We start from the raw sequence: 24,042 nt of genomic DNA, 5'->3' as shown, positions 1-24,042 counted from the left end.
GCCAGCTACCGCAAGGCGGCTGTCAAGCATCTGTTGTTCGAGGCCGGGCTCATTTTTGCAAAAAAATGCTGCTCGGTTTTGTCCATTCATTTAGGATTAATTATGGCCCGCAAGACCCCCATTGAGCGCTACCGCAATATCGGTATTTCCGCTCACATCGATGCAGGTAAGACGACCACGACCGAGCGCGTCCTGTTCTACACAGGCGTGAACCACAAGCTGGGCGAAGTCCATGATGGCGCTGCCACCACCGACTGGATGGCTCAGGAGCAAGAGCGCGGTATCACGATTACCTCGGCTGCTGTTACGTGCTTCTGGAAAGGCATGGCAAACAACTTCCCAGCGCACCACATCAACATCATCGACACCCCAGGCCACGTTGACTTCACCATTGAAGTGGAACGTTCGATGCGCGTGTTGGATGGCGCCTGCATGGTTTACTGTGCAGTCGGCGGCGTGCAGCCACAATCGGAAACGGTATGGCGTCAGGCTAACAAGTACAAAGTGCCACGTCTGGCCTTCGTGAACAAGATGGACCGTACCGGCGCCAACTTCTTCAAGGTCTACGATCAGATGCGTTCGCGTCTGAAAGCCAACCCAGTACCTATTCAGATGCCTATCGGCGCTGAAGACGTCTTCACCGGTGTGATCGATCTGGTCAAGATGAAAGCGGTTATCTGGGACGACGCTTCGCAAGGCATGAAGTTTGAATACGGCGACATTCCTGCACACCTGGCCGCCGATGCTGCCAAGTGGCGCGAGAACATGGTGGAAGCCGCTGCTGAAGCGTCGGAAGACCTGATGAACAAGTACCTGGAAGAAGGCGACCTGTCGGAAGCCGAGATCAAGGCTGCTCTGCGTCAGCGTACCATCGCCAGCGAAATCGTTCCAATGTTGTGCGGTACCGCCTTTAAAAACAAGGGCGTACAGGCCATGTTGGACGCGGTCATCGAGTACCTGCCATCGCCAATCGACATTCCGCCTGTCCCAGGTCTGGATGACGACGAGCAGCCAGTCGAGCGCGCTGCCGACGACAATGAGAAATTCTCGGCATTGGCGTTCAAGATCGCAACCGACCCGTTCGTCGGTCAGCTGTGCTTCATCCGTTGCTACTCGGGTACCCTGAATTCGGGCGACTCGGTGTTGAACTCCGTGAAGCAGAAGAAAGAGCGTATCGGCCGTATCGTGCAGATGCAAGCGAATGAACGCGAAGAGATCAAGGAAATGCGCGCTGGCGACATCGCCGCCGTTGTGGGCCTGAAAGACACCACCACGGGCGATACGCTTTGCGACGAAAAAGCCAGCGTGGTTCTGGAGCGCATGGTCTTCCCTGAGCCGGTGATTTCGCAGGCAGTCGAGCCAAAAACCAAGGCCGACCAGGAAAAAATGGGCCTGGCGCTGAACCGTCTGGCAGCAGAAGATCCATCGTTCCGCGTGCGTACCGATGAAGAATCGGGCCAGACCATCATCGCCGGTATGGGCGAGTTGCATCTGGACATCATCGTTGACCGCATGAAGCGCGAATTCAACGTTGAAGCCACCGTCGGCAAGCCACAAGTGGCTTACCGCGAAACGATCCGTAAAGTGTGCGAAGAGTCGGAAGGCAAATTCGTCAAGCAATCGGGTGGTCGTGGTCAATACGGTCACGTGGTTTTGAAGATCGAGCCGCAAGAACCGGGCAAGGGCTTCGAATTCGTTGACGCGATCAAGGGCGGTACCGTTCCTCGCGAATACATCCCTGCAGTTGAAAAAGGTGTGCGCGACACGCTGACTTCGGGCGTGATGGCTGGCTACCCAGTCGTTGACGTGAAAGTCACGCTGTTCTTCGGTTCGTACCATGATGTTGACTCGAACGAAAATGCATTCCGCATGGCCGCTTCGATGGCATTCAAAGATGGCTGCCGCAAAGCATCGCCAGTCATCCTGGAGCCGATGATGGCCGTGGAAGTGGAAACGCCGGAAGACTACGCCGGTACCGTGATGGGCGATCTGTCGTCGCGTCGCGGCATGGTGCAAGGTATGGATGAAATTGCTGGCGGTGGCGGCAAGATCATCAAGGCCGAAGTGCCTCTGTCGGAAATGTTCGGTTACGCCACGTCGTTGCGTTCGTCGACCCAAGGTCGTGCGACTTACACGATGGAATTCAAGCACTATGCTGAAGCACCTAAGCATGTGACTGAAGCAATCGTAAGCTCGAAAGCTAAGTAATAGAAGTTCCGGGCCGGCTTTCACGAGAATGCCGGTCCCTACATTTAAATCATTGTTCTAAGGAAGAATAAAATGGCAAAAGGTAAATTCGAACGGACCAAGCCGCACGTCAACGTCGGCACCATCGGCCACGTCGACCACGGTAAAACCACGCTGACCGCTGCAATCGCAACGGTTCTGTCGAAGAAATTCGGCGGCGAAGCCAAAGCATACGACCAGATCGATGCGGCTCCAGAAGAAAAAGCGCGCGGTATCACGATCAACACCGCCCACGTCGAGTACGAAACGGAAACGCGTCACTACGCGCACGTTGACTGCCCAGGCCACGCCGACTACATCAAGAACATGATTACCGGTGCTGCCCAGATGGACGGCGCGATCCTGGTGTGCTCCGCAGCTGACGGCCCAATGCCACAGACCCGCGAACACATCCTGCTGGCCCGCCAAGTTGGCGTTCCATACATCATCGTGTTCCTGAACAAGTGCGACCTGGTCGACGACGCAGAGCTGCTGGAACTGGTTGAAATGGAAGTGCGCGAGCTGTTGTCGAAGTACGAATTCCCAGGCGACGACCTGCCTATCATCAAAGGTTCGGCACGTATGGCGCTGGAAGGCAAAGAAGGCGAGATGGGCGTGGACGCAGTGCTGCGTCTGGCCGATGCGCTGGATGCCTACATCCCAACGCCAGAGCGCGCTGTTGACGGTGCCTTCCTGATGCCAGTGGAAGACGTGTTCTCGATCTCGGGCCGCGGTACCGTGGTGACCGGTCGTATCGAGCGCGGCATCATCAAGGTCGGCGAAGAGATCGAAATCGTCGGCATCACCGATACCGTCAAGACGACTTGCACCGGCGTGGAAATGTTCCGCAAGCTGCTGGACCAAGGTCAAGCAGGCGACAACGTTGGTCTGCTGCTGCGCGGCACCAAGCGTGAAGACGTGCAACGTGGTCAAGTGCTGGCCAAGCCAGGCTCGATCAAGCCGCACGCCCACTTCACCGGCGAGATCTATGTTCTGTCGAAAGACGAAGGCGGCCGTCATACGCCATTCTTCAACAACTATCGTCCACAGTTCTACTTCCGCACCACGGACGTGACCGGTTCGATCGAGTTGCCAGCAGACAAAGAAATGGTCATGCCAGGCGATAACGTGTCGATCACCGTCAAGCTGATCAACCCGATCGCGATGGAAGAAGGTCTGCGCTTCGCTATCCGCGAAGGCGGTCGTACCGTCGGCGCTGGTGTTGTTGCAAAAATCCTGGCTTAATTCTTAAGCCTGCATAAAAGAAGACGCGTCGTCGCCCGGCGCCCTTCTTTTTATTCAACTGCCGGGGTTGGCAAGCATTTTGGTGCTATCATGTCGACCCTGACGGTTGTTGCGTCAGAAATTCCCGTATGACCTCATTGCCGTGCAGACCGCGCGGTTCGTTCTTTTAAGGAAATATCATGTCGGCACCAAACCAAAAAATCCGTATCCGCCTGAAGGCTTTCGATTACAAACTGATCGACCAGTCCGCTCTGGAAATCGTTGAAACCGCGAAGCGCACCGGCGCTGTCGTCAAAGGCCCAGTACCACTGCCTACCCGTATTCAACGTTTTGACGTGCTGCGTTCCCCGCACGTCAACAAAACTTCGCGCGATCAGTTCGAGATCCGTACGCACCAACGCCTGATGGACATCGTTGACCCAACGGACAAAACCGTTGACGCGCTGATGAAGCTGGATCTGCCAGCTGGTGTTGATGTTGAAATCAAACTGCAATAAGAGTTTCAAGGGCAGCTGACAACGCCGTAGCACCAGGTGTTGACAGCTGTTCCAGGCCGGCGGGGTGTCCCGCTGCCTGATGATGGGGCCGGGCCTGTTCATGATCGTGAGCGCGCCCGGCCCCATTGCTTTGGTGTCGCGCCTTTTGCGGTGCGTCCGTCTTTCCCTCATCCCATTTCATCCCTCTTTCTTCTTTTCGCTTTTCCTCACCCGGCCTATAAAGTGGGGTTAAAACAACAATTGTTAATTGTTCTCTTTCCCGGCTGCGTCAAATGTGAGAAATTTGCAACATGCGTGAGAATGTGTGATCCTTTTACAAAAATGGTCAATGCAACGCATCGATTTATAAAACGAAAACAATATTTGAGGAGTAGTCTTGAAAAGTTTAGTGATGAGCAGTACACCCCGTTTGAAGAAAAGCACACTGGCAATAGCATTGACACTGGCCTTCTCCCCATACGCTGTGGCGCAAGAAGCTGCCGCACCCGCAGAAAAACTGCAACGCGTCGAAGTCACCGGCAGCAGCATCAAGCGTACCGAAGCTGAAACAGCCGGCTCGCTGCAGGTTCTGACCCGCGACGACATCGAGCGCACCGGCCAGACCACGGCGCTGGGCATCCTGAATTCCTCCGCTGCCATCAGCACCTCGATCGACTCGTCGAACAACAGTTCGGGCAGCTTTGCCACGGGCTCCTCGGGCGTGGGCATGCGTGGCCTGGGCAAGGTCGCGACCCTGGTGCTGGTTAACGGCCGCCGCATTGCGCAATACGGCCTGGCCGATGGCGCACAACAGAACTTCACCAACCTGGACGCGATCCCGGCTGCCGCCATCGAGCGCATCGAGATCCTGAAAGACGGCGCGTCGGCAATCTACGGTTCCGACGCCATCGCTGGCGTGATCAACATCATCCTGCTGAAGAACTTCGAAGGCGCCAAGATCACCGGCAACTACAAGGAAACCGAAGGCTTCAAAGACCAGCGCAGCCGCAACGTGTCCGGCATCGTCGGTTACGGCGATATCGACAAGGACGGTTTCAACACCTACCTGACGTACGAAGCTTACAAGAACGACGGTTACACCGCTGACGACCTGCGCGGCCACTATCCGGAATGGCACCGCCAGACCCCGGGCCGCTCGACCTGGGACGCCCTGAGCGCGTTCTCGCCAACCGGCAACTATTTCCTGAGCAGCACGAACATCGTCGCCGCGCCAGGTTGCCCGGCCGACAAGATCGACCCGAAAGACAAGCTGTGCAAGATGGATGTCCTGCCATACACAGGCCTGACCACCAATGCCAAGCGCTATGCGCTGGCCAGCAACACGCATTTCCGCATCGGCAAGAACATCGACGCCAACTTCGAGATCACCAATGCCGGCGCCAGCAACGACTACATCGTCGCCCCGTTCAACGTCAGCAACGGTAGCGCCACCACGTCGCCGAGCACCTGGTACGACGCGATCAACGGCAAGATGGTCGGTCCATACTTCTATCCAAAATTGCCGGTTGGCCACGCCAACAACCCTTACGGCGTACCGGTGGAATACCGTGCCCGCATGATGGATACCGGTGAAGGCTTCAACTTCAACCGTACCGAGTCCGATCAGACGCGCGTCATGCTGAGCCTGAACGGCGACATCGGCAATTTCGACTGGAAATCCGCGGTCGGCTACATGAACTCGAAAGCCAACAAGGCCACGCGTGCCGTGAGCGCGACCGGCTACACCAATGCCATCGTCAACGGCACCTACAAGTTCGGCCAGCAAAACGATGCCGCGCTGCTGGAATCGATGTTCCCGGTGCGTACCACCAAGGGCGAGTCGAAGATCACCTTCATCGACGCGACCGTGTCCGGTGAAGTGGCGCAACTGCCTGCCGGTCCTTTGAATGTGGCATTCGGTACCGATATCCGTCGCGAAAAGTATGAAATGGCCAGCTCGGACAACGTGCTGCGTGGCGACCTGGTCGGCATCGCCGGCCTGCAAGTCAAAGACACCATGGATCACTACGCGCTGTTCGCCGAAGCGACCATTCCGGTGGTCAAGCGTGTGGAAGTGAGCGCAGCGGTACGTGCCGACAAGTCCACCAACAGCGACGTGCACTTCTCGCCGAAGCTGGGCTTGCGCGTCAACGCCACCGACACGTTGTTGCTGCGCGCTACGGCCGCTGGCGGCTTCCGCGCGCCTAACATCGTCGAAACCGGTAATGGCCTGGGCCGCAGCTCGTTCGCGACCAGCGTCAGCGATCCACGTCGTTGCTCGACTGCCAGCACCCTGAACAACCTGGTGCAGAACAATCCAGCAGCCACCACCGTCGACAAGGCGCAGGCGAATACCTTCCGCAACAGCGATTGCTCGGGCGGTGTGCCTAGCTTCGTGTCGGCGAACAAGGACCTGAAACCGGAAACCTCGCGTTCGATCACCGCTGGTTTCGTTTTCGAACCGGTCAAGAACTGGACCGTGGCACTGGACTACTACCATATCGAACGCAAGGACGAAATCGGTACCCGTGCCGTGGCCGACATCCTGCGCGGCGAAGCTGGCCTGCCAGCCGGACAGCTGGTGCGTGTCGATAACTCGGCTTCCGATGCACAATTCCTGGCACTGGTGAAAAAATACGCACCGGGCAATACCACCAACTTCGGCGGCGTTGGCGCGATCGGCTTGCTGTACAACCCATACGTCAACAGTGGCAAGACCCGTGCTTCGGGCTTCGACTTCGACGCGGGTGGCCGTTTCAACACAGGTATCGGCCAGGTTCGTTTGAAACTGGAAGGTAGCTACCTGTGGAAATACCAGGAATTCAGCGTGACCGACAATGCCTATGACACCAACCTGGCCGGTAACTATGACCTGGGTTCGCGTCTGAAAACCAAGCTGCGCGCCAGCCTGAAGACCGGCGAGTTCGACCACGGCATGACCCTGAACTACGCCAGCGGCTTTAGCAACGACAACCAGACTTCGCCAACCTACTGCGTTACCAACAAGGTTTCGGCTGAGAACATGGGTGTTTGCTCGCGCGTAGGCAGCAACACCACGGTCGACTACAACCTGTCGTACGGCGGCATCAAGAACACGCGTCTGAGCCTGTACATCGACAATCTGTTCGACAAGGCTGCACCGATTCAATGGCGCAAAGGCTACGCTGAATCGTTCCAGATGCGTCGTATCGGCGTAACGGCCAGCTACACCTTCCTCTGATCGGCGTCAGCTGATACCTCCACCGTCCGGCAGCGATGCCGGGCGTGTCAAAGACCAGGCCTCGTGCCTGGTTTTTTTGCCTTGCCAGCGAGGCACAGGGGGATATCGCTTTACAGTGCTGCGGCTGGACGATAAAGTTGCCGCATGCTTAACGCCCTCGATACCCACCTGCTCAATGCGGTTCCCCGCCATCGCCTGCGCGGCTGGCCGCGCTTGCTGACCGAGTTCCTGTATTTCGGCATCAAGGAGGCGAGGTCCTGTCTGTTCGTGGGGCTGTTTTTTGCCGCCGTCTTCCTGGTGCCGCGCGCCGGCCTGTTCGGCCTGCCGCGCTATGACGTGCTGCTGCTGGCGGCGCTGGCGATCCAGGGCGCGATGGTCTGGAGCGGGCTGGAAACGTGGGATGAATTGAAAGCCATCTGCCTGTTTCATGCGGTCGGCTTCGCGCTGGAGGTGTTCAAGGTGTCGGGCACGATACAGTCGTGGAGCTATCCCGACTTTGCCTACACCAAGGTGTTTGGCGTGCCCCTGTTTTCCGGCTTCATGTACGCCGCCGTCGGCAGCTACATCATCCAGACCTGGCGCCTGCTCGACATGCGGATCCGCCACCATCCGCCGTACTGGATGGCGGTGCTGATCGCGCTGCTGATCTACGCCAACTTCTTCACCCATCATTACATCGGCGACTACCGCTGGTATCTGGCTGCCTGCGCGCTGGGCTTGTATGCGCGCACCACCGTGGTGTTCCGGCCGCTCGACCGCGACCGCAGCATGCCCTTGCTGCTCGGTTTCGTGCTGGTCGGCTTCTTCATCTGGCTGGCCGAAAACATCAGCACCTTCTGGGGCGTGTGGCGCTATCCGAACCAGCTAGGCGCATGGTCGGTCGTGCATGTCAGCAAATGGAGCTCATGGTGGTGATGACGTTCACCATCGTGGCTCACCTCAAGCACATCAAGGCCAGCATCCACGTCGCCCAGCCTTAGGCCGGGCCCCGGGAGTCGCTTATTGCAAGCTGGCCGCCACCACGTCGAAGCGCGCGCCCAGTGCCGCCTGCGGGCCGCCTTGCAGCTGTTTGGCATACTGGCGCAGCACTTCCGCCGAATACGTGCGCGAGGCGGGCGACAGCTTCGGCAGCAGCGGCAGCACGCGTTCCAGATAGCCCGTGCCTTCCTGCCACTTGCCTTGCGCGGCCAGCGCCGACGCCAGTTCCACCATGCGGCGGCCGATGCGCGCATCGCTGCGCGGCTGCGCTGCTTCTTCCGTGGCCAGCGCTTGCCGGTACAGTTGTTCCGCTTCCGCATTCTTGCCCTGCAAGCGCTTGATGCGGCCCAGGTTGTACTGGCGCTGCGAGAGGATGTCCGCGCTGGCCCCGGCCTGCTCGGCGCTGCGCAGCGCCTGTACGCAAGCCAGTTCCGCTTCGCCAAACTGGCCTTTGAGTTCGGCCGCGTTGCAGGCGTCGCGCTGTTCATTGGAGGTGGTGAGTGTCGCTGGCGCCGCGCAGGCGGCCAGCAGGCTGACAGCGCATAGCAGGCTGATGGTATGGTTCTTCATAGTCTCCTCGGACGGGTGTCAAACACGGTGTATCGGTGGAGTCATGCCGTGATAAATATACTCTAAGTTTTTTGGGCATGGGCGGCTTTTCGCCGGCGCACGCGATTGACGCCGGATTGACGCCGCTTGCGTGCTTCAGGGATACTCCGGGCTTGTCCATTAATGCGTGCCGCCGCCATGTCCAAGACTGTCCTGATCGTGGAAGATGAACAGGCGATTGCCGACAGCATCGCCTATGCCTTGCGCACGGACGGCTTTACGCCGCGCCATGTGATGCTGGGCGAGCACGCCCTGGCCGCGTTGCGCCCGACGCCCGGCGCAGCCGCGCCCTTGCCCGTTCTGGTGGTGCTCGACGTGGGCTTGCCCGACATGAGCGGGCTGGAAGTGTGCCGCCGGCTGCGCCAGTTTTCCGAGGTGCCGGTGATCTTCCTGACGGCCCGCAGCGATGAGATCGACCGTATCGTCGGCCTGGAAATCGGCGCCGATGATTACGTCACTAAACCGTTTTCGCCGCGCGAACTGGTGGCCCGCATCCGCGTCATCCTGCGCCGCGCAGGCGTCGCGCCAGTCCCGCGCGAGACTGGCATGACGATAGCCGCGCCTGTCGCCGCGGCCGCGCCGGCGCGCTTCGAGCTGCGTGCGCTGGAGGCGCGCGTGCTGTTTCACGGCCAGCCGCTGGACCTGACCCGCTATGAATACCTGTTGCTGAAGACCCTGCTCGAGCATCCGGGCCACGTGCTGTCGCGCGCGCAGCTGATGCAGCGCGTGTGGAGCGGGGCGCCCGACACGCTCGAGCGCACCGTCGATGCGCACGTCAAATCGCTGCGCGCCAAGCTGCGTGCCGTCGATGCGCAGGTCGACCCCATCCACACCCACCGTGGCCTCGGCTACAGCCTGGCCGGCGCATGAAGATCGGCCTGCGCATCCTGCTCGGCTACTTCCTGGTCGTGGGCCTGGCCGCATGGTTCCTGCTGAATGTCTTCATGGAACAGGTCAAGCCGGGCGTGCGCTCGACCCTGGAAGACACCCTGGTCGATACCTCGCAGCTGCTGGCCAGTCTGGTGGCGCCCGACGTGAAGGCGGGCACGCTGGCGCAGTCGCCCGTGGCCGGGCGCATGCAGGATTACGCGCGCCATGGCGTGGACGTCAATATCAATGGCGTGCGCAAGCGCACGCTCGATTACCGCATCACCATCACGGACCGGCACGGCATCGTGCTGTTCGATTCCAGCGGGCGCGATGTGGGGCGCGACTATTCGCGCTGGAATGACGTGTATCTGACCTTGCAGGGCAAGTATGGCGCGCGCAGCACGCGCAGCCGGCCTGACGACGAGATGTCGACGGTGATGCACGTGGCCGCGCCGATTCGCGACGGCAATGAGGTGATCGGTGTGCTGACGGTGGCCAAGCCGAACGCCAGCGTGCAAGCGTTTGTCGAGCGCAGCCAGCGCAAGATCCTGCAGCGCGGCGCCGTGCTGTTGCTGCTGTCGCTGCTGATCGGCCTGGCGTTCGCCTGGTGGCTGCACCATGCGCTGGGCAAGCTGATGCACTACATCGGCGACGTGGAAGCGGGGCGCAAGGTGGCGCTGCCAGCGCTGGGCAAGAACGAGATCGGCACCCTGGGGCGGGCGCTGGAAGCGATGCGCACGCGCCTGGAAGGCAAGGAATACGTGGAGCAGCTGATGCACACGCTGGCGCATGAATTGAAAAGCCCGATCGCAGCCATCCAGGCCTCGGCCGAGCTGCTGCAGGAAGACATGCCGCCGGCCGAACGCCGTCAGTTTCTGGTTAGTATCCTGGAACAGAATGCGCGCCAACGGCAGCTGATCGACAAGCTGCTGGCCCTGGTGCGCGTGGAAAAGCAGCAGCGCCTGGAACACCCCGAGCGCATCGCGCTGGCGCCCCTGCTGGCGCAAGTGGTGCAGGATGCGGCCGCCACGCTGGCGGCGCGCGGCGTGCGCCTGCGGCTGCAGTGCGACGAGTTGAGCGTGGCCGGCGATGCCTTGCTGCTGCGCCAGGCGCTGGGCAACCTGCTCGACAACGCGGCCGGCTTTGCGCCGCCTGGCAGCGGCATCGACCTGACGGCGCATCGCCAGGGCAGCCAGGTGGAAATTGCCGTGCGCGACCGCGGTGCAGGCATTCCCGCGTATGCGCTGGAACGCGTCTTCGAACGCTTCTATTCCCTGCCGCGCCCGGCCGCCGGCAAGAGCACGGGCCTGGGCCTGCCCTTCGTGCGCGAGGTCGCTTCCTTGCATGGCGGCACGGTCGAGGTGCTCAATCATCCGGACGGCGGCGCCTGCGCGCGCCTGTGCCTGCCGTTGGTGTAGCACATTTTATTTGCCGGCTTCACACAGACTGCATCGTCAGCGCATACAGCTTTTTTACACTGGCCCCCTTACTTCAAGGATGCGCCATGCAAAAAACTCTGTTAGTCAAAGCGTTGATCGTGTTCGGCCTGATGCTGCTGATCGGCCTGCCTTTGCTGATGATTCAGGAAACGATCAAGGAGCGGATGGAATTCCGCCAGGAAGCAGTCAACAGCATCGCCGCCGATTCGGTGCGCGAACAAACCATCATCGGCCCCATCCTGGTGATCCCCTACACGGAGCAGTATGAAGAGCGCGTGGAGGTGGCCAAGGGCGATGACAAGGAAGTGAAAGCGCCCGTACGCACGGAGTTGTTGCACCGCACGGTGCAGCGCCGCCTGCTTGTCTACCCGAACAATTTACTGCTCAACGGTAACATCGACACGGACCGCCGCTACCGCGGCATCCACCAGGTGCTGGTCTACAGCGGCCAGCACGCGTTCAAGGGCGACTTCACGGTGCCGGCCGGCAGCCAGCTGCCGCGCAAGTCGCCGGATTCGCGCGTGACCCTGGGGGCGCCGTTCGTGGCCCTGTCCATCGAGGACGTGCGCGGTATCCGCAACATCCCGAAAATCGACTGGGGCGGCCAGAAGATCGAGTTCGAGCAGGGCAGCGACCTGTTTGCCTTCCGCAGCGGCCTGCATGCGCCGCTGGGCGCCATGCCGCTGGCGGCGCCGCAGCAGGTGCATTTCAGCTTTGACCTGGGCCTCGATGGCATCGAACGCCAGCACTTCGTGCCGGTGGCGAAAAACAGTCAGATCAGCATCAAGTCGAACTGGCCCCATCCGCAGTTTGGCGGACGCTTCCTGCCGTCGCCGAAATTCCGCCAAATCAACGCCGATGGTTTTCAGGTCGAGTGGAGCATCTCCTCGCTGGCCACCAATGCGCAAACGCAGCTGAGCACGATCGAGGGTGAATTCAAGGTGCCCGACAGCGCGCCGCTGGGCCAGATCGACCGCTTCAGCGTGGGCTTCATCGAGCCGGTGAACGTGTATTCGCAATCGGACCGGGCCACCAAATATGGCTTGTTGTTCGTGGCGCTGACCTTTGCCGCCTTCTTCATCTTTGAAATCCTGAAAAGCCTGCCGATCCACCCGGTGCAGTATCTGCTGGTCGGGCTGTCGCTGGTGATCTTCTTCCTGCTGCTGGTGGGCCTGGCGGAACACATCGCCTTCCTGGCCGCCTACCTGATCGCCAGCGCCGCCTGTATCGTGCTGACCAGCTTTTATCTGGCGCACGTGCTGCACAACGCCTGGCGCGGCATCGGCTTCGGCGTGGGGCTGACCATGCTGTATGGCGCCCTGTATGGCTTGCTGAGCTCGGAAAACAATGCGCTGGTGATGGGCAGCATCCTGTTGTTCGCCGTGCTGGCAGTCATCATGGTGGCGACGCGCAAGGTGGACTGGTATCAGATTGGCAAAGGAGCACCGCAAGAGTAAGGCCTAACCGGGCGCCATGCGCCACCTTCCAGCCGGCCCGGACAGCGAAATGCCCGGGCTGGCTTTTGTATTTTGGGCGGGCAGGGTGCGGCATCATAAATTGGTAGTTGGTTGGTATTGTTTACGGTATTCTATTGGCATTGCTTTTTAAGTAATGGCGGGCGCCGCGGCATCCGTCCGGGGCGGCGTGAGGATGGCATGCCGCGCTGGTTGTTTATCCATCTGATAAACGGAGATGCAATATGATCAAAAAGACGATGGTTTTTCTGTTTGCGCTGGGCCTGAGCGCCTCGTATGCGTTTGCTGCCGGCGATGTGACGCAGTGCTATAGCGAGTGCGGGCAAAAAGTGGCGAATTGCCGGGCGCACCTCGGCGGCAGCCCCATCTGCGAGGATCTGTACCAGCATTGCCTGGCCAATTGCCAGAAGTAGTCCCATGCTCCTGGCGGCGAGCCTTGCTGCACGTGAGGTCGCGCCGATGAGCTTTCATTCCTGAAGACACACAAGTGGAGACATGCATGTACAAGAAAATCGCGGTATTCCTGTTTGCCATCGGCTGCAGTGCCTCGTATGCCATGGCCGGTAATGATTGCACGCTGGAGTGCGCCATCCGGGCGAACACGTGTTCGGGCGGCATGCCCGGTTCGGCCTCGAGCCCGATTTGCGAGATGATCTACAAGCATTGCATCGAGCAGTGCAAGGTTTGAACTGAGCCGCGCCCAAGGGGCGCCAAGCCCGATTGATGAAGGTGAGGGGGCGCGTACGGGGTGTACGCGCCCTTGTTGTTTCTACGACTATCAGCGCTTGTCGCTGCTGGCGCCCGGTGTCCCCGAGACCGCATGCCGCCGTGCTTTGCGTCCGTGAGCTTGCCTTGCGGCAGCGTTTTTCAGGCGCGCCGGCAACTCCCGCAGGGGCGTCGCGCAACACTTTGACATACCTCGTGTTAACTTGTTGCGTCAAGGGTTTTTGTGCTATATACTAGCCGGCTTCGGTATGGATTCGTCTTTTTTGAGTCCTACGTTACTTTGTAGTTAAACAAGCCCCGCCCAATCGCAGGTGGGAATGGAGAAAAAATGAGCCTAGGCCTTCTCGGTCGCAAGGTTGGTATGATGCGCATTTTCACGGATGAAGGGGATTCGATTCCTGTCACCGTGTTGGACGTATCGAACAACCGTGTTGCGCAAATCAAAACCCCTGAAACAGATGGCTACTCCGCTGTTCAGGTCGCATTCGGTCAACGTCGCGCTTCCCGCGTGACCAAAGCTGTTGCTGGTCATCACGCTAAAGCTGGTGTTGAAGCCGGTACTCTGTTGAAAGAGTTCCGTGTCGACGCTGCCAAAGCCGCTGAACTGAAAGCTGGCGATGTTGTCGCTGCTTCCCTGTTCGAAGTCGGTCAAAAGATCGACGTGCAAGGCGTTACCATCGGTAAAGGCTATGCAGGCGTTATCAAACGTTACCACTTCGCTTCCGGCCGTCAAACGCACGGTAACTCGCGTTCGCATAACGTTCCAGGTTCCATCGGTATGGCACAAGATCCAGGTCGCGTTTTCCCTGGTAAGCGCATGACCGGTCATCTGGGTGACGTTAACCGTACGATCCAGAACCTCGTGATCGCCCGTATCGATGCCGACCGTCAGCTGTTGCTGGTCAAAGGCGCGATTCCAGGTGCGAAAAATGGCCAGGTAGTTGTCTCGCCAGCCATCAAAACCAAAGCCAAGAAGGGAGCTTAAACGATGGAACTCAAGCTTCTGAATGCGCAAGGTCAAGCCGCCTCGAACGTTGCTGCAGCCGATACGATTTTCGGCCGTGACTACAATGAAGCGCTGATCCACCAAGTCGTCATCGCTTATCAAGCGAATGCACGTAGTGGTAACCGCAAGCAAAAAGACCGTGAAGAAGTTCACCACACGACGAAAAAGCCATGGCGCCAAAAAGGTACCGGCCGCGCGCGTGCTGGTATGTCGTCGTCGCCACTGTGGCGCGGCGGTGGTCGGATTTTCCCGAACTCGCCTGACGAAAACTTCACCCACAAAGTGAACAAAAAAATGTATCGCGCAGGTATCTGCTCGATCCTGTCGCAGCTGGCTCGCGAAGAGCGCCTGATCGTCATCGACGATCTGACGATCGACGCGCCAAAAACCAAGCTGCTGTCGCAAAAATTGAACGGCCTGGGCTTTGATTCGGTTCTGATCATCACCGACGTTCTGAACGAAAACCTGGAACTGGCATCGCGCAACCTGCCTAACGTACTCGTCGTTGAGCCACGTCACGCAGACCCGATGTCCCTGGTGTTCTACAAGAAGATCCTGGTCACCAAAGCTGCATTGGCCAAGATTGAGGAGATGCTGGCATGAGCGCGATTTTGAAACATAGCGAAGAACGCTTGATGAAGGTGCTGTTGGCGCCCGTGATTTCCGAAAAGGCCACCATGGTCGCGGAAAAGAACGAGCAAATTGTATTCCGCGTACTGCCGGATGCAACCAAGCCTGAAATCAAGGCAGCGGTCGAACTGCTGTTCAAGGTTGAAGTTCTGTCCGTGCAAACTGCAAACCGCGAAGGTAAGCAAAAACGCACCGGCAAGTTCAACGGTCGTCGTAACCATACCAAGCGTGCTTTCGTGTGCCTGAAGCCTGGCCAGGAAATCAACTTCTCCGAGGAGGCTGCATAATGGCACTCGTTAAGATGAAACCAACCTCGCCAGGCCGTCGCGGCATGGTGAAGGTGGTGAATGCCGACCTGTACAAAGGTCGTCCGTTCGCTGCCCTGGTTGAAAAGAAATCCAAGACCGCTGGTCGTAACAACAACGGTCACATCACCACCCGTCATATCGGTGGTGGTCATAAGCAACACTACCGCTTGATCGACTTCAAGCGCACCAAAGATGGTATTCCAGCGAAAGTGGAACGTATCGAATACGATCCAAACCGCACCGCGAATATCGCTCTGTTGTGCTACGCCGACGGCGAACGTCACTACATCATCGCAACCAAAGGCATGGCCGTTGGCGACAGCGTGATGAACGGTTCGGAAGCACCGATCAAATCGGGTAACTGCTTGCCAATCCGTAACATCCCAGTCGGTACCGTGATGCATTGCGTTGAAATGCTGCCAGGTAAAGGTGCCCAAATGGCACGTACCGCCGGCGCTGGCGTCGTGCTGATGGCGCGTGAAGGTACCTACGCTCAAGTGCGTCTGCGCTCGGGTGAAGTACGTCGCGTGCACATCGAGTGCCGTGCAACGGTTGGTGAAGTCGGCAATGCCGAGCACAGCCTGCGCAAGATCGGTAAAGCTGGCGCGATGCGCTGGCGCGGTGTTCGTCCTACCGTTCGCGGTGTGGTCATGAACCCGGTCGATCACCCGCACGGTGGTGGTGAAGGTAAAACAGCAGCTGGTCGTCATCCAGTTTCGCCTTGGGGCCAACAGACTAAGGGTAAGAAGACACGCAGCAACAAGCGTACTACTTCCATGATCGTCTCGCGCCGCGGCAAGAAATAAGGGGTAGCACATGACACGTTCATTGAAAAAAGGGCCGTTCTGTGACGCCCACCTGGTGAAAAAGTTGAAGCCGCGCAAGCAGCCAAAGACAAAAAGCCAATCAAAACCTGGTCGCGTCGTTCGACAATCATGCCTGACTTTATCGGCCTGACGATCGCGGTGCATAACGGCAAGCTGCACGTGCCGGTTTATGTTTCCGAAAACATGGTTGGTCACAAGCTCGGCGAATTCGCACTGACCCGTACGTTCAAGGGCCATGCAGCTGACAAAAAGGCTAAGAAATAATGGAAACTAAAGCTATCCTCAAAGGTGTGCGCCTGTCGGACCAAAAGGGCCGCCTGGTTGCTGACCTGATCCGTGGCAAGAAAGTTGACGCTGCACTCAACATCTTGCAATTCAGCCCGAAAAAAGGTGCTGCGATCATCAAACGCGTTCTGGAATCCGCTATTGCGAATGCCGAGCACAATGATGGCGCGGACATCGACGAATTGTTCGTGAAAACGATCTACGTCGAAAAGGGCCCGGTCCTGAAGCGCTTCACCGCGCGTGCAAAAGGCCGTGGCGACCGTATTTCGAAACAATCCTGTCACGTTTACGTGACTGTCGGTAACTAAGGAGCCACGATGGGTCAGAAAATTCATCCAACCGGTTTCCGTCTGGCGGTCACCCGTAACTGGGCTTCGCGCTGGTATGCAGGCAACGGTAATTTCGCTGCCATGCTGAACGAAGACTTGAAAGCACGTGCTTACCTGAAAAAGAAACTGAAGAACGCTTCCGTTGGCCGCATCGTTATCGAGCGCCCAGCCAAGAACGCGCGCTTCACGATCTACAGCTCGCGTCCAGGCGTGGTCATTGGTAAAAAAGGCGAAGACATCGAAGTACTGAAGTCGGCGCTGACCAAGATCATGGGCGTACCTGTTCACGTGAACATCGAAGAAATTCGCAAGCCTGAAATCGACTCGCAACTGATCGCCGATTCGATCTCGCAGCAGCTGGAAAAACGGATCATGTTCCGCCGCGCCATGAAGCGTGCAATGCAAAATGCAATGCGCCTGGGTGCTCTCGGTATCAAGATCATGTCGTCCGGCCGTCTGAACGGTATCGAAATCGCGCGTAAAGAGTGGTACCGCGAAGGCCGCGTGCCTCTGCATACCCTGCGCGCCGATATCGACTACGGTACCAGCGAAGCGTCGACCACCTACGGCATCATCGGTGTCAAGGTGTGGGTATACAAGGGTGACCGCGCGCCGAACGGCGATGCACCAGTCATCGATACCCCAGCTGACGAGAAGAAAAGCCGCGGCCCACGCCGTGACGATGGCAAGCCAGCTGGCCGTCCACGTCCAGCCGGTGCCGGTGCGAAACCATCCACAGCACCAGGTGCACGTGTGCGTACCGCCGCTAAACCGGCCGCCGCAGCAGCACCAGCTGAGAAAGCAGGAGAATAATCATGCTGCAACCAGCACGCAGAAAGTATCGTAAAGAGCAGAAAGGCCGTAATACCGGTATTTCGCACAGCCGCGGCACCGCCGTGTCGTTTGGCGAATTCGGTCTGAAGGCAGTTGCGCGCGGTCGTATCACTGCGCGTCAAATTGAAGCGGCGCGTCGTGCAATGACGCGTCACATCAAGCGCGGTGGCCGTATCTGGATCCGTATTTTCCCGGACAAACCGATTTCGAACAAACCGGCTGAAGTCCGTATGGGTAACGGTAAGGGTAATCCTGAGTACTACGTCGCTGAAATTCAGCCAGGCAAAGTACTGTACGAAATGGATGGCGTTGATGAAGCGCTGGCACGGGAAGCATTCCGTCTTGCCGCCGCTAAACTGCCACTGGCGACGACGTTTGTCATCCGCCAAGTCGGCCAATAATTGGAGTTGTATATGAAAGCATCTGAACTCCGCGGCAAGGACCAGCCAGCTCTGCAAAAAGAGCTGAATGACCTGTTGAAGGCACAGTTCGGCCTGCGCATGCAAATCGCTACGCAGCAGCTGAGCAACACTTCGCAGCTCAAGAAGGTACGCCGCGATATCGCGCGTGTGAAGACGGTAATGAATCTGAAGGAAGCCAAATGAACGAACCAGTGAAACAGTCGCTCAAGCGCACGCTGATCGGTAAAGTGGTTTCGGACAAGATGGACAAGACCGTTACCGTTCTGATCGAGCGCCACGTAAAACATCCTTTGTATGGCAAGATCATCATGCGCTCGAACAAGTATCACGCGCATGACGAGACCAACCAAGTCAAGGCCGGTGATACGGTCGAGATCCAGGAAGGTCGCCCGATCTCCAAAACGAAGGCATGGACGGTGACACGTGTGGTTCAAGCCGCACCAACCGTTTAAATAAAAACCACCGTTTCGGCGGTGGGTTTTAATTAGTACTTGCAGGCCCGCAAATTGTATGTAATACTTGCGGGCTTCGTTCATGTAACGCCGCAAAGTGTCTGGCCACAGACAGTAGCATTCGCGGTCAGTTGATGTATGAAGGTCATGCACCCAAACAGTGAAGCCCAGCAGGGCGGCTCTGGCGGGACCAAGACTGACCGTGGGTCTACATTGTGTGGATTCTTCGGCTTAAGTTGGGAAAGAGAATACTATGATTCAAACTGAAAGCCGGCTCGAAGTGGCTGACAATACCGGTGCCAAAGAAGTAATGTGCATCAAGGTATTGGGCGGCTCCAAGCGCCGTTATGCTGGCATTGGCGATGTGATCAAGGTAACCGTCAAGGTTGCTGCGCCACGTGGCCGTGTCAAAAAAGGTGAAATTTATAACGCCGTGGTTGTGCGCACCGCTAAAGGTGTTCGCCGCCAAGACGGTTCCCTGGTGAAGTTCGACGGCAATGCCGCCGTTCTGTTGAACGCCAAGCTGGAACCGATCGGTACCCGTATTTTTGGACCTGTCACGCGCGAACTGCGCACTGAGAAGTTCATGAAAATCGTGTCCCTGGCACCGGAAGTCCTGTAAGGAGTCGTAATGGATAAGATTCGTAAAAACGACGAAGTCATCGTTCTGACCGGGAAAGACAAGGGCAAACGTGGTGTGGTACAGCAGCGTATCGATGCTGAACATATCGTGGTTGACGGCATTAACATCGCTAAAAAAGCGACTAAGCCAAACCCGATGACTGGCGTAACTGGTGGTATCGTCGATAAGACCATGCCAATTCACGTGTCCAACGTTGCATTGTTCAATGCAGCGACTGGCAAGGCAGATCGCGTGGGTTTCAAAGAAGTGGATGGCAAAAAAGTCCGCGTCTTTAAATCCTCCGGCGAAGTAGTGAAGGCTTAAGAAATCATGGCACGTCTCCAAGAATTCTATAAAGAAAAAGTCGTTGCCGACCTGACCAGCAAGTTTGGTTACAAGTCGGTAATGGAAGTTCCACGCCTGACCAAGATCACCCTGAACATGGGTGTTGGTGAGGCTATCGCGGATAAAAAAGTTCTCGAGCACGCAGTTGCTGACTTGACCAAGATCGCCGGCCAGAAGCCAGTGACCACCAAGTCCCGCAAAGCGATCGCAGGCTTCAAAATCCGTGAAGGTTACCCGATCGGTACGATGGTCACCCTGCGCGGCGCTCGCATGTACGAGTTCCTGGATCGCTTCATTACCGTGGCTCTGCCGCGCGTACGCGATTTCCGTGGTGTGAACGGCCGTGCATTTGATGGTCGTGGCAACTACAACATCGGTGTCAAGGAACAGATCATTTTCCCTGAAATCGAATACGACAAGATTGACGCGTTGCGCGGTATGAATATCAGCATCACGACAACCGCTAAGACCGATGACGAAGCCAAAGCTTTGCTCGCCGCCTTTAAATTCCCTTTCAGGAACTGATCATGGCCAAACTGTCACTGATTAATCGTGAGATCAAGCGTGCTGACCTGGTGGCGAAATTCGCCCCTAAGCGCGAAGCTCTCAAGGCCATCGTCGATGACCAATCGAAATCGGAAGAAGAGCGCTACGAAGCTCGCCTGAAACTGCAGGCGCTGCCACGTAACTCGAACCCGACGCGTCAACGTAACCGTTGCGCCATCACCGGTCGTCCGCGCGGCACATTCCGTAAATTCGGTCTGGGTCGTATCAAGCTCCGTGAATTCGCCATGCGTGGTGAAATTCCGGGTATGACAAAAGCAAGCTGGTAATAGGAGAATATGCAATGAGTATGAGCGATCCTATCGCCGATATGCTGACCCGCATTCGCAACGCACAAGGCGTGCAAAAAACGACCGTGGCCATGCCATCGTCGAAAGTCAAAATTGCGATTGCCAACGTCCTGAAGGACGAGGGTTACATTGAAGATTTCGCTGTTGCCGAAGCTGGTGGCAAGGCGGAACTGAAGATCGGTTTGAAGTATTATGTTGGCCGTCCCGTTATTGAGCGCTTGGAGCGCGTGTCCCGTCCGGGTCTGCGCGTCTACAAGGGTAAAGACGAGATCCCTGTTGTGATGAATGGCTTGGGTGTGGCGATCGTGTCGACTCCGCAAGGCGTCATGACTGACCGCAAAGCACGCGCTACCGGTGTCGGCGGCGAAGTTATTTGCTACGTGGCTTAAGGAGTTACACATGTCTCGAGTAGCTAAAATGCCTATCGTAGTGCCAGCTGGCGCCGAAGTCGCCATCTCCGCACAAGCGATCACCGTAAAAGGCCCGCTGGGCGTACTTTCCCAGGCCCTCAACGGTCTGGTCAAAGTGGAAAACAATGCAGGAACCCTGAGTTTCGACGTGGCGAACGACAGCCGCGAAGCCAATGCCATGTCCGGCACGCTGCGCGCACTGGTCAACAACATGGTTGTTGGCGTCACCAAGGGTTTCGAGAAAAAGCTGAACCTGGTAGGCGTGGGTTACAAGGCGCAAGCTCAAGGCGACAAGCTGAATCTGTCCCTGGGTTTTTCGCACCCTGTAGTGCATGACATGCCAACCGGCGTTACCTGCGCAACACCAACCCCGACCGAGATCCTGATTAAAGGTATCGACCGTCAACAGGTTGGCCAGGTAGCCGCTGAAGTTCGTGCTTACCGCGCTCCTGAGCCTTATAAAGGCAAGGGCGTTCGCTATGCGGACGAAGTGGTTAAGCTTAAAGAAACCAAGAAGAAGTAATTAGGGGCTGACGATGGATAAGAAAGAATCACGGCTTCGCCGCGGACGCCAAACCCGCATCAAGATTGCGGAATTGAAAGTAAATCGCTTGTCGGTGCATCGCACCAACCTGCACATTTACGCCAACCTGATCAGCCCGGACGCTAAAGTCCTGGTTTCGGCCTCGACGGCTGAAGCGGAAGTTCGCGCTGAACTGGCAGGCCAATCCGGCAAAGGCGGCAATGCCGCTGCTGCAGCCTTGATCGGCAAGCGCGTCGCTGAAAAAGCGTTGAAAGCAGGAATTACCGAAGTTGCGTTCGACCGCTCCGGTTTCCGTTACCACGGCCGTGTGAAAGCGTTGGCAGAAGCCGCACGCGAAGCCGGTCTGAAGTTCTAAGGATCAATCATGGCAAAAATGCAAGCAAAAATGCAAAGCGACAAGCCGGATGATGGCATGCGCGAAAAAATGATCGCGATCAACCGCGTGACCAAAGTGGTCAAGGGTGGTCGTATCATGGGTTTCGCCGCGCTGACCGTAGTTGGTGATGGCGATGGCCGCGTCGGCATGGGCAAGGGCAAATCGAAAGAAGTGCCAGTGGGCGTGCAGAAGGCAATGGAAGAAGCCCGTCGCAACCTGATCAAAGTGCCGCTCAAAAACGGTACCTTGCATCACACGGTTGTTGGTCGTCACGGCGCCTCCAAGGTCCTGATGAACCCAGCCAAGCCGGGTACTGGCGTTATCGCTGGTGGCGCAATGCGCGCTATCTTCGAAGTGATGGGCGTGACGGACGTGGTGGCGAAATCCACCGGTTCGAACAACCCATACAACCTGGTACGCGCTACGCTGGACGGCCTGTCGAAAATGAGCACTGCTTCCGATATCGCTGCCAAGCGCGGCAAGTCGGTCGAAGACATTCTGGCTTAAGGTGGACAAAATGACAAACACAGTCAAAGTGCAATTGGTCAAGGGCTTGATCGGTACGCGCGAATCGCATCGCGCTACCGTGCGCGGTCTGGGTCTGCGTCGTGTAAATTCGGTTTCCGAATTGCAAGACACCCCATCCGTACGCGGCATGATCAATAAAGTATCGTATCTCGTTAAAGTTGTCGGGTAAGCCTTCGGGCTTACACGAACGGAGCAAATCATGGAATTGAATACTATTGCACCAGCCGAAGGCGCTAAGCACTACAAGCGTCGCGTCGGTCGCGGTATCGGCTCCGGCCTGGGTAAAACCTCGGGTCGTGGTCACAAAGGTCAGAAATCGCGTTCGGGCGGCTTTCATAAAGTCGGTTTCGAAGGCGGTCAGATGCCTCTGCAACGCCGTCTGCCTAAGCGCGGTTTCAAATCGATGCACGCCACCTTCAAAGCTGAAGTGCGTCTGTCCGATCTGAACAACCTGGCTGTTGGCGATGTCGACATTCTGGTCTTGAAGCAAGCTGGCGTTCTGGGCGTGTTGGCCCGTGACGTGCGCGTGATCTTGTCCGGCGAAATCACCAAAGCGGTGAATTTGAAGGGCTTGAAAGTGTCCGCTGGCGCGAAAGCCGCCATCGAAGCAGCCGGCGGCTCGGTAGCCTGAGTTGACCGCTAACAGCTTGATCGGAGCGAAAATTGGCGACTAATCCACAACTTGCTAAAAGTGCAGCGGCCGGTTTCCCTTGGGGACGGCTCTGGTTTTTGCTTGGCGCATTGGTGGTTTATCGTATCGGTGCTCACGTCCCGGTTCCCGGGATTGACCCGACACAATTAGCCTCGCTGTTCAAGGAGCACGAAGGCGGCGTCCTGGGCATGTTCAACATGTTCTCGGGCGGTGCCTTGTCTCGTTTTACAGTGTTTGCGCTGGGTATCATGCCTTATATCTCGGCCTCGATCATCATGCAATTGCTGTCGATCGTGTCACCGCAGATGGAAGCGTTGAAAAAGAAGGCGAAGCAGGTCGTCGCAAGATCACCCAGTACACCCGGTATTTCACGGTTGCCCTGGCACTGTTCCAAGCGTTAGGCATTGCAGTCGCACTGGAGTCGCAAGCTGGTCTGGTGTTGGAACCTGGTCTTGCATTCCGCTTCGTGACGGTCGTCACTTTGTTGACCGGAACAATGTTTTTGATGTGGTTGGGTGAGCAAATTACCGAGCGTGGCTTGGGGAATGGCATCTCGATCATCATTTTTGCCGGGATTGCAGCAGGTCTGCCGTCGGCGTTGGGTGGCTTGTTCACCCAGGTGTCGAATGGTTCGATCGGCAGCTTCAGCGCGATTTTCATCGTGATCCTGGTAGCACTGGTAACGTACTTCGTCGTATTCGTCGAACGTGGTCAGCGCAAAATATTGGTCAATTACGCGAAGCGCCAGGTAGGCAACAAGATTTATGGCGGTCAAACCAGCCATTTGCCGTTGAAGCTGAACATGGCCGGCGTGATCCCGCCGATCTTTGCTTCTTCGATCATCTTGTTCCCGGCCACTATCGTGGACTGGTTTTCAAAGGGCGCCGACAACGCTAACCCTGCGGTGCGGTTCTTGAAAGATTTGGCAGCATCGATGGGGCCTGGTGAGCCTATCCATGCGCTGTTGTACGCAGTGGCGATCGTGTTTTTCTGTTTCTTCTATACAGCGCTGGTATTTAACAGCAAGGAAACAGCGGATAACTTGAAGAAAAGCGGTGCGTTCATTCCCGGGATCCGTCCAGGCGAGCAGACAGCCCGTTACATCGACAAGATCCTGACACGCTTGACACTTGCCGGCGCAGTCTACATCACCCTGGTGTGTTTATTGCCGGAATTTATGCAAGCCCAGTGGAAAGTACCATTCTATTTCGGCGGTACTTCTTTATTGATTATTGTAGTTGTCACCATGGATTTCATGGCGCAAGTACAGAACTACGTGATGTCGCAGCAATATGATTCGCTGCTGCGCAAAGCAAATTTCAAGGGCGGAATTCCGACGCGTTAAGCGCGGTAA

General features: G+C 57.4%; 29 protein-coding genes and 3 pseudogenes. 31 read left to right on the top strand and 1 reads right to left on the bottom strand.

What is annotated here, in order from left to right; all coding sequences use genetic code 11:
* Positions 1 to 102: 102 nt before the first annotated feature.
* From fusA to ACRHIG_RS01200, 5 genes and pseudogenes are all read left to right on the top strand, one after another.
* The gene (gene fusA / locus ACRHIG_RS01220) at positions 103 to 2,208 is read left to right on the top strand and encodes an elongation factor G (RefSeq protein ID WP_070223447.1); all 2,106 of its coding nucleotides are present in this window, start codon (positions 103 to 105) and stop codon (positions 2,206 to 2,208) included.
* Positions 2,209 to 2,280: 72 nt separating this feature from the next.
* Positions 2,281 to 3,471 carry an elongation factor Tu gene (tuf, locus tag ACRHIG_RS01215; protein ID WP_100428800.1) on the top strand — a complete coding sequence of 397 codons (1,191 nt, stop codon included), beginning with the start codon at positions 2,281 to 2,283 and terminating at the stop codon, positions 3,469 to 3,471.
* Positions 3,472 to 3,650: 179 nt separating this feature from the next.
* Complete coding sequence (gene rpsJ, locus ACRHIG_RS01210; RefSeq protein ID WP_010394389.1) at positions 3,651 to 3,968, top strand: 30S ribosomal protein S10; 318 nt, start codon at positions 3,651 to 3,653, stop codon at positions 3,966 to 3,968.
* Positions 3,969 to 4,431: 463 nt separating this feature from the next.
* Positions 4,432 to 7,167 (top strand): TonB-dependent receptor plug domain-containing protein, encoded by a 2,736-nt coding sequence (locus tag ACRHIG_RS01205; protein ID WP_489629146.1) that lies wholly within the window; start codon positions 4,432 to 4,434, stop codon positions 7,165 to 7,167.
* Between the two features lie 144 nt (positions 7,168 to 7,311).
* A pseudogene (locus tag ACRHIG_RS01200) lies at positions 7,312 to 8,147 on the top strand (DUF817 domain-containing protein).
* Between the two features lie 19 nt (positions 8,148 to 8,166).
* Here the strand turns inward: ACRHIG_RS01200 and ACRHIG_RS01195 are convergent.
* Positions 8,167 to 8,715, bottom strand: coding sequence for a tetratricopeptide repeat protein (locus ACRHIG_RS01195; RefSeq protein ID WP_475413735.1), 549 nt, complete (start codon positions 8,713 to 8,715; stop codon positions 8,167 to 8,169).
* Positions 8,716 to 8,892: 177 nt separating this feature from the next.
* On the opposite strand from ACRHIG_RS01195, the gene creB reads away from it, so the two are divergent.
* From creB to secY, 26 genes and pseudogenes are all read left to right on the top strand, one after another.
* Positions 8,893 to 9,624, top strand: a complete 732-nt coding sequence (gene creB / locus ACRHIG_RS01190) for a two-component system response regulator CreB (RefSeq protein ID WP_489629145.1) — start codon at positions 8,893 to 8,895, stop codon at positions 9,622 to 9,624.
* Positions 9,621 to 11,042, top strand: coding sequence for a two-component system sensor histidine kinase CreC (gene creC / locus ACRHIG_RS01185; RefSeq protein WP_489629144.1), 1,422 nt, complete (start codon positions 9,621 to 9,623; stop codon positions 11,040 to 11,042). The genes creB and creC overlap by 4 nt, the downstream gene beginning before the upstream one ends.
* 86 nt (positions 11,043 to 11,128) lie before the next feature.
* A complete protein-coding gene (gene creD, locus ACRHIG_RS01180; protein WP_475413738.1) occupies positions 11,129 to 12,520 on the top strand; it encodes a cell envelope integrity protein CreD in 1,392 nt (463 codons plus the stop codon).
* 242 nt (positions 12,521 to 12,762) lie between these two features.
* Complete coding sequence (locus ACRHIG_RS01175; protein ID WP_489629143.1) at positions 12,763 to 12,951, top strand: hypothetical protein; 189 nt, start codon at positions 12,763 to 12,765, stop codon at positions 12,949 to 12,951.
* An 86-nt stretch (positions 12,952 to 13,037) separates the two neighbouring features.
* Positions 13,038 to 13,226, top strand: a complete 189-nt coding sequence (locus ACRHIG_RS01170) for a hypothetical protein (RefSeq protein ID WP_070312495.1) — start codon at positions 13,038 to 13,040, stop codon at positions 13,224 to 13,226.
* 366 nt (positions 13,227 to 13,592) lie between these two features.
* Entirely contained in the window at positions 13,593 to 14,249 is a 657-nt protein-coding gene (gene rplC / locus ACRHIG_RS01165) for a 50S ribosomal protein L3 (protein ID WP_076565200.1), read from the top strand.
* A 3-nt stretch (positions 14,250 to 14,252) separates the two neighbouring features.
* Positions 14,253 to 14,873, top strand: a complete 621-nt coding sequence (gene rplD, locus ACRHIG_RS01160) for a 50S ribosomal protein L4 (RefSeq protein ID WP_034753197.1) — start codon at positions 14,253 to 14,255, stop codon at positions 14,871 to 14,873.
* Positions 14,870 to 15,187 (top strand): 50S ribosomal protein L23, encoded by a 318-nt coding sequence (rplW, locus tag ACRHIG_RS01155; protein WP_010394398.1) that lies wholly within the window; start codon positions 14,870 to 14,872, stop codon positions 15,185 to 15,187. Before rplD ends, rplW begins: the two co-directional genes overlap by 4 nt.
* The gene (gene rplB, locus ACRHIG_RS01150; protein WP_034753198.1) at positions 15,187 to 16,014 is read left to right on the top strand and encodes a 50S ribosomal protein L2; all 828 of its coding nucleotides are present in this window, start codon (positions 15,187 to 15,189) and stop codon (positions 16,012 to 16,014) included. The genes rplW and rplB overlap by 1 nt, the downstream gene beginning before the upstream one ends.
* 10 nt (positions 16,015 to 16,024) lie before the next feature.
* A pseudogene (rpsS, locus tag ACRHIG_RS01145) lies at positions 16,025 to 16,299 on the top strand (30S ribosomal protein S19).
* The gene (rplV, locus tag ACRHIG_RS01140) at positions 16,296 to 16,628 is read left to right on the top strand and encodes a 50S ribosomal protein L22 (protein WP_170840583.1); all 333 of its coding nucleotides are present in this window, start codon (positions 16,296 to 16,298) and stop codon (positions 16,626 to 16,628) included. The pseudogene rpsS and the gene rplV overlap by 4 nt, the downstream one beginning before the upstream one ends.
* A gap of 9 nt (positions 16,629 to 16,637) precedes the next feature.
* Positions 16,638 to 17,462: a 30S ribosomal protein S3 gene (gene rpsC, locus ACRHIG_RS01135; RefSeq protein WP_092718261.1), complete on the top strand. Its 825-nt coding sequence runs from the start codon at positions 16,638 to 16,640 to the stop codon at positions 17,460 to 17,462.
* Between the two features lie 2 nt (positions 17,463 to 17,464).
* A complete protein-coding gene (gene rplP / locus ACRHIG_RS01130) occupies positions 17,465 to 17,884 on the top strand; it encodes a 50S ribosomal protein L16 (RefSeq protein WP_034753201.1) in 420 nt (139 codons plus the stop codon).
* A 12-nt stretch (positions 17,885 to 17,896) separates the two neighbouring features.
* Positions 17,897 to 18,088: a 50S ribosomal protein L29 gene (gene rpmC, locus ACRHIG_RS01125; RefSeq protein ID WP_010394412.1), complete on the top strand. Its 192-nt coding sequence runs from the start codon at positions 17,897 to 17,899 to the stop codon at positions 18,086 to 18,088.
* Entirely contained in the window at positions 18,085 to 18,357 is a 273-nt protein-coding gene (gene rpsQ / locus ACRHIG_RS01120; protein ID WP_010394415.1) for a 30S ribosomal protein S17, read from the top strand. The genes rpmC and rpsQ overlap by 4 nt, the downstream gene beginning before the upstream one ends.
* Before the next feature lie 253 nt (positions 18,358 to 18,610).
* Positions 18,611 to 18,979 (top strand): 50S ribosomal protein L14, encoded by a 369-nt coding sequence (rplN, locus tag ACRHIG_RS01115; RefSeq protein ID WP_008444317.1) that lies wholly within the window; start codon positions 18,611 to 18,613, stop codon positions 18,977 to 18,979.
* Positions 18,980 to 18,988: 9 nt separating this feature from the next.
* Positions 18,989 to 19,303 (top strand): 50S ribosomal protein L24, encoded by a 315-nt coding sequence (gene rplX / locus ACRHIG_RS01110; RefSeq protein ID WP_010394419.1) that lies wholly within the window; start codon positions 18,989 to 18,991, stop codon positions 19,301 to 19,303.
* Between the two features lie 6 nt (positions 19,304 to 19,309).
* The gene (gene rplE, locus ACRHIG_RS01105; protein WP_010394421.1) at positions 19,310 to 19,849 is read left to right on the top strand and encodes a 50S ribosomal protein L5; all 540 of its coding nucleotides are present in this window, start codon (positions 19,310 to 19,312) and stop codon (positions 19,847 to 19,849) included.
* 2 nt (positions 19,850 to 19,851) lie between these two features.
* Positions 19,852 to 20,157: a 30S ribosomal protein S14 gene (gene rpsN, locus ACRHIG_RS01100; protein WP_010394423.1), complete on the top strand. Its 306-nt coding sequence runs from the start codon at positions 19,852 to 19,854 to the stop codon at positions 20,155 to 20,157.
* Between the two features lie 14 nt (positions 20,158 to 20,171).
* Positions 20,172 to 20,567 (top strand): 30S ribosomal protein S8, encoded by a 396-nt coding sequence (rpsH, locus tag ACRHIG_RS01095; protein ID WP_071325662.1) that lies wholly within the window; start codon positions 20,172 to 20,174, stop codon positions 20,565 to 20,567.
* Positions 20,568 to 20,577: 10 nt separating this feature from the next.
* A complete protein-coding gene (gene rplF / locus ACRHIG_RS01090) occupies positions 20,578 to 21,111 on the top strand; it encodes a 50S ribosomal protein L6 (protein WP_475413740.1) in 534 nt (177 codons plus the stop codon).
* A 13-nt stretch (positions 21,112 to 21,124) separates the two neighbouring features.
* Positions 21,125 to 21,487 carry a 50S ribosomal protein L18 gene (gene rplR, locus ACRHIG_RS01085; RefSeq protein WP_010394431.1) on the top strand — a complete coding sequence of 121 codons (363 nt, stop codon included), beginning with the start codon at positions 21,125 to 21,127 and terminating at the stop codon, positions 21,485 to 21,487.
* A gap of 9 nt (positions 21,488 to 21,496) precedes the next feature.
* Positions 21,497 to 22,015 (top strand): 30S ribosomal protein S5, encoded by a 519-nt coding sequence (rpsE, locus tag ACRHIG_RS01080; protein WP_010394433.1) that lies wholly within the window; start codon positions 21,497 to 21,499, stop codon positions 22,013 to 22,015.
* 10 nt (positions 22,016 to 22,025) lie between these two features.
* Entirely contained in the window at positions 22,026 to 22,205 is a 180-nt protein-coding gene (rpmD, locus tag ACRHIG_RS01075; RefSeq protein ID WP_010394435.1) for a 50S ribosomal protein L30, read from the top strand.
* A gap of 30 nt (positions 22,206 to 22,235) precedes the next feature.
* Positions 22,236 to 22,667: a 50S ribosomal protein L15 gene (gene rplO, locus ACRHIG_RS01070; protein WP_034753211.1), complete on the top strand. Its 432-nt coding sequence runs from the start codon at positions 22,236 to 22,238 to the stop codon at positions 22,665 to 22,667.
* A gap of 32 nt (positions 22,668 to 22,699) precedes the next feature.
* Positions 22,700 to 24,033 (top strand): annotated as a pseudogene (secY, locus tag ACRHIG_RS01065) (preprotein translocase subunit SecY).
* The last annotated feature ends 9 nt before the right edge of the window (positions 24,034 to 24,042 follow it).

It is taken from the genome of Janthinobacterium sp. C22, assembly GCF_057919405.1.
This window is presented reverse-complemented; position numbering and strand designations above follow the sequence as displayed.

Coding starts and splice junctions, on each gene's coding strand:
- fusA (WP_070223447.1), top strand. CDS start 103: ATGGCCCGCAAGACCCCCATTGAGCGCTACCGCAATATCGGTATTTCC.
- tuf (WP_100428800.1), top strand. CDS start 2,281: ATGGCAAAAGGTAAATTCGAACGGACCAAGCCGCACGTCAACGTCGGC.
- rpsJ (WP_010394389.1), top strand. CDS start 3,651: ATGTCGGCACCAAACCAAAAAATCCGTATCCGCCTGAAGGCTTTCGAT.
- ACRHIG_RS01195 (WP_475413735.1), bottom strand. CDS start 8,715: ATGAAGAACCATACCATCAGCCTGCTATGCGCTGTCAGCCTGCTGGCC.
- creB (WP_489629145.1), top strand. CDS start 8,893: ATGTCCAAGACTGTCCTGATCGTGGAAGATGAACAGGCGATTGCCGAC.
- creC (WP_489629144.1), top strand. CDS start 9,621: ATGAAGATCGGCCTGCGCATCCTGCTCGGCTACTTCCTGGTCGTGGGC.
- creD (WP_475413738.1), top strand. CDS start 11,129: ATGCAAAAAACTCTGTTAGTCAAAGCGTTGATCGTGTTCGGCCTGATG.
- ACRHIG_RS01175 (WP_489629143.1), top strand. CDS start 12,763: ATGATCAAAAAGACGATGGTTTTTCTGTTTGCGCTGGGCCTGAGCGCC.
- ACRHIG_RS01170 (WP_070312495.1), top strand. CDS start 13,038: ATGTACAAGAAAATCGCGGTATTCCTGTTTGCCATCGGCTGCAGTGCC.
- rplC (WP_076565200.1), top strand. CDS start 13,593: ATGAGCCTAGGCCTTCTCGGTCGCAAGGTTGGTATGATGCGCATTTTC.
- rplD (WP_034753197.1), top strand. CDS start 14,253: ATGGAACTCAAGCTTCTGAATGCGCAAGGTCAAGCCGCCTCGAACGTT.
- rplW (WP_010394398.1), top strand. CDS start 14,870: ATGAGCGCGATTTTGAAACATAGCGAAGAACGCTTGATGAAGGTGCTG.
- rplB (WP_034753198.1), top strand. CDS start 15,187: ATGGCACTCGTTAAGATGAAACCAACCTCGCCAGGCCGTCGCGGCATG.
- rpsC (WP_092718261.1), top strand. CDS start 16,638: ATGGGTCAGAAAATTCATCCAACCGGTTTCCGTCTGGCGGTCACCCGT.
- rplP (WP_034753201.1), top strand. CDS start 17,465: ATGCTGCAACCAGCACGCAGAAAGTATCGTAAAGAGCAGAAAGGCCGT.
- rpmC (WP_010394412.1), top strand. CDS start 17,897: ATGAAAGCATCTGAACTCCGCGGCAAGGACCAGCCAGCTCTGCAAAAA.
- rpsQ (WP_010394415.1), top strand. CDS start 18,085: ATGAACGAACCAGTGAAACAGTCGCTCAAGCGCACGCTGATCGGTAAA.
- rplN (WP_008444317.1), top strand. CDS start 18,611: ATGATTCAAACTGAAAGCCGGCTCGAAGTGGCTGACAATACCGGTGCC.
- rplX (WP_010394419.1), top strand. CDS start 18,989: ATGGATAAGATTCGTAAAAACGACGAAGTCATCGTTCTGACCGGGAAA.
- rplE (WP_010394421.1), top strand. CDS start 19,310: ATGGCACGTCTCCAAGAATTCTATAAAGAAAAAGTCGTTGCCGACCTG.
- rpsN (WP_010394423.1), top strand. CDS start 19,852: ATGGCCAAACTGTCACTGATTAATCGTGAGATCAAGCGTGCTGACCTG.
- rpsH (WP_071325662.1), top strand. CDS start 20,172: ATGAGTATGAGCGATCCTATCGCCGATATGCTGACCCGCATTCGCAAC.
- rplF (WP_475413740.1), top strand. CDS start 20,578: ATGTCTCGAGTAGCTAAAATGCCTATCGTAGTGCCAGCTGGCGCCGAA.
- rplR (WP_010394431.1), top strand. CDS start 21,125: ATGGATAAGAAAGAATCACGGCTTCGCCGCGGACGCCAAACCCGCATC.
- rpsE (WP_010394433.1), top strand. CDS start 21,497: ATGGCAAAAATGCAAGCAAAAATGCAAAGCGACAAGCCGGATGATGGC.
- rpmD (WP_010394435.1), top strand. CDS start 22,026: ATGACAAACACAGTCAAAGTGCAATTGGTCAAGGGCTTGATCGGTACG.
- rplO (WP_034753211.1), top strand. CDS start 22,236: ATGGAATTGAATACTATTGCACCAGCCGAAGGCGCTAAGCACTACAAG.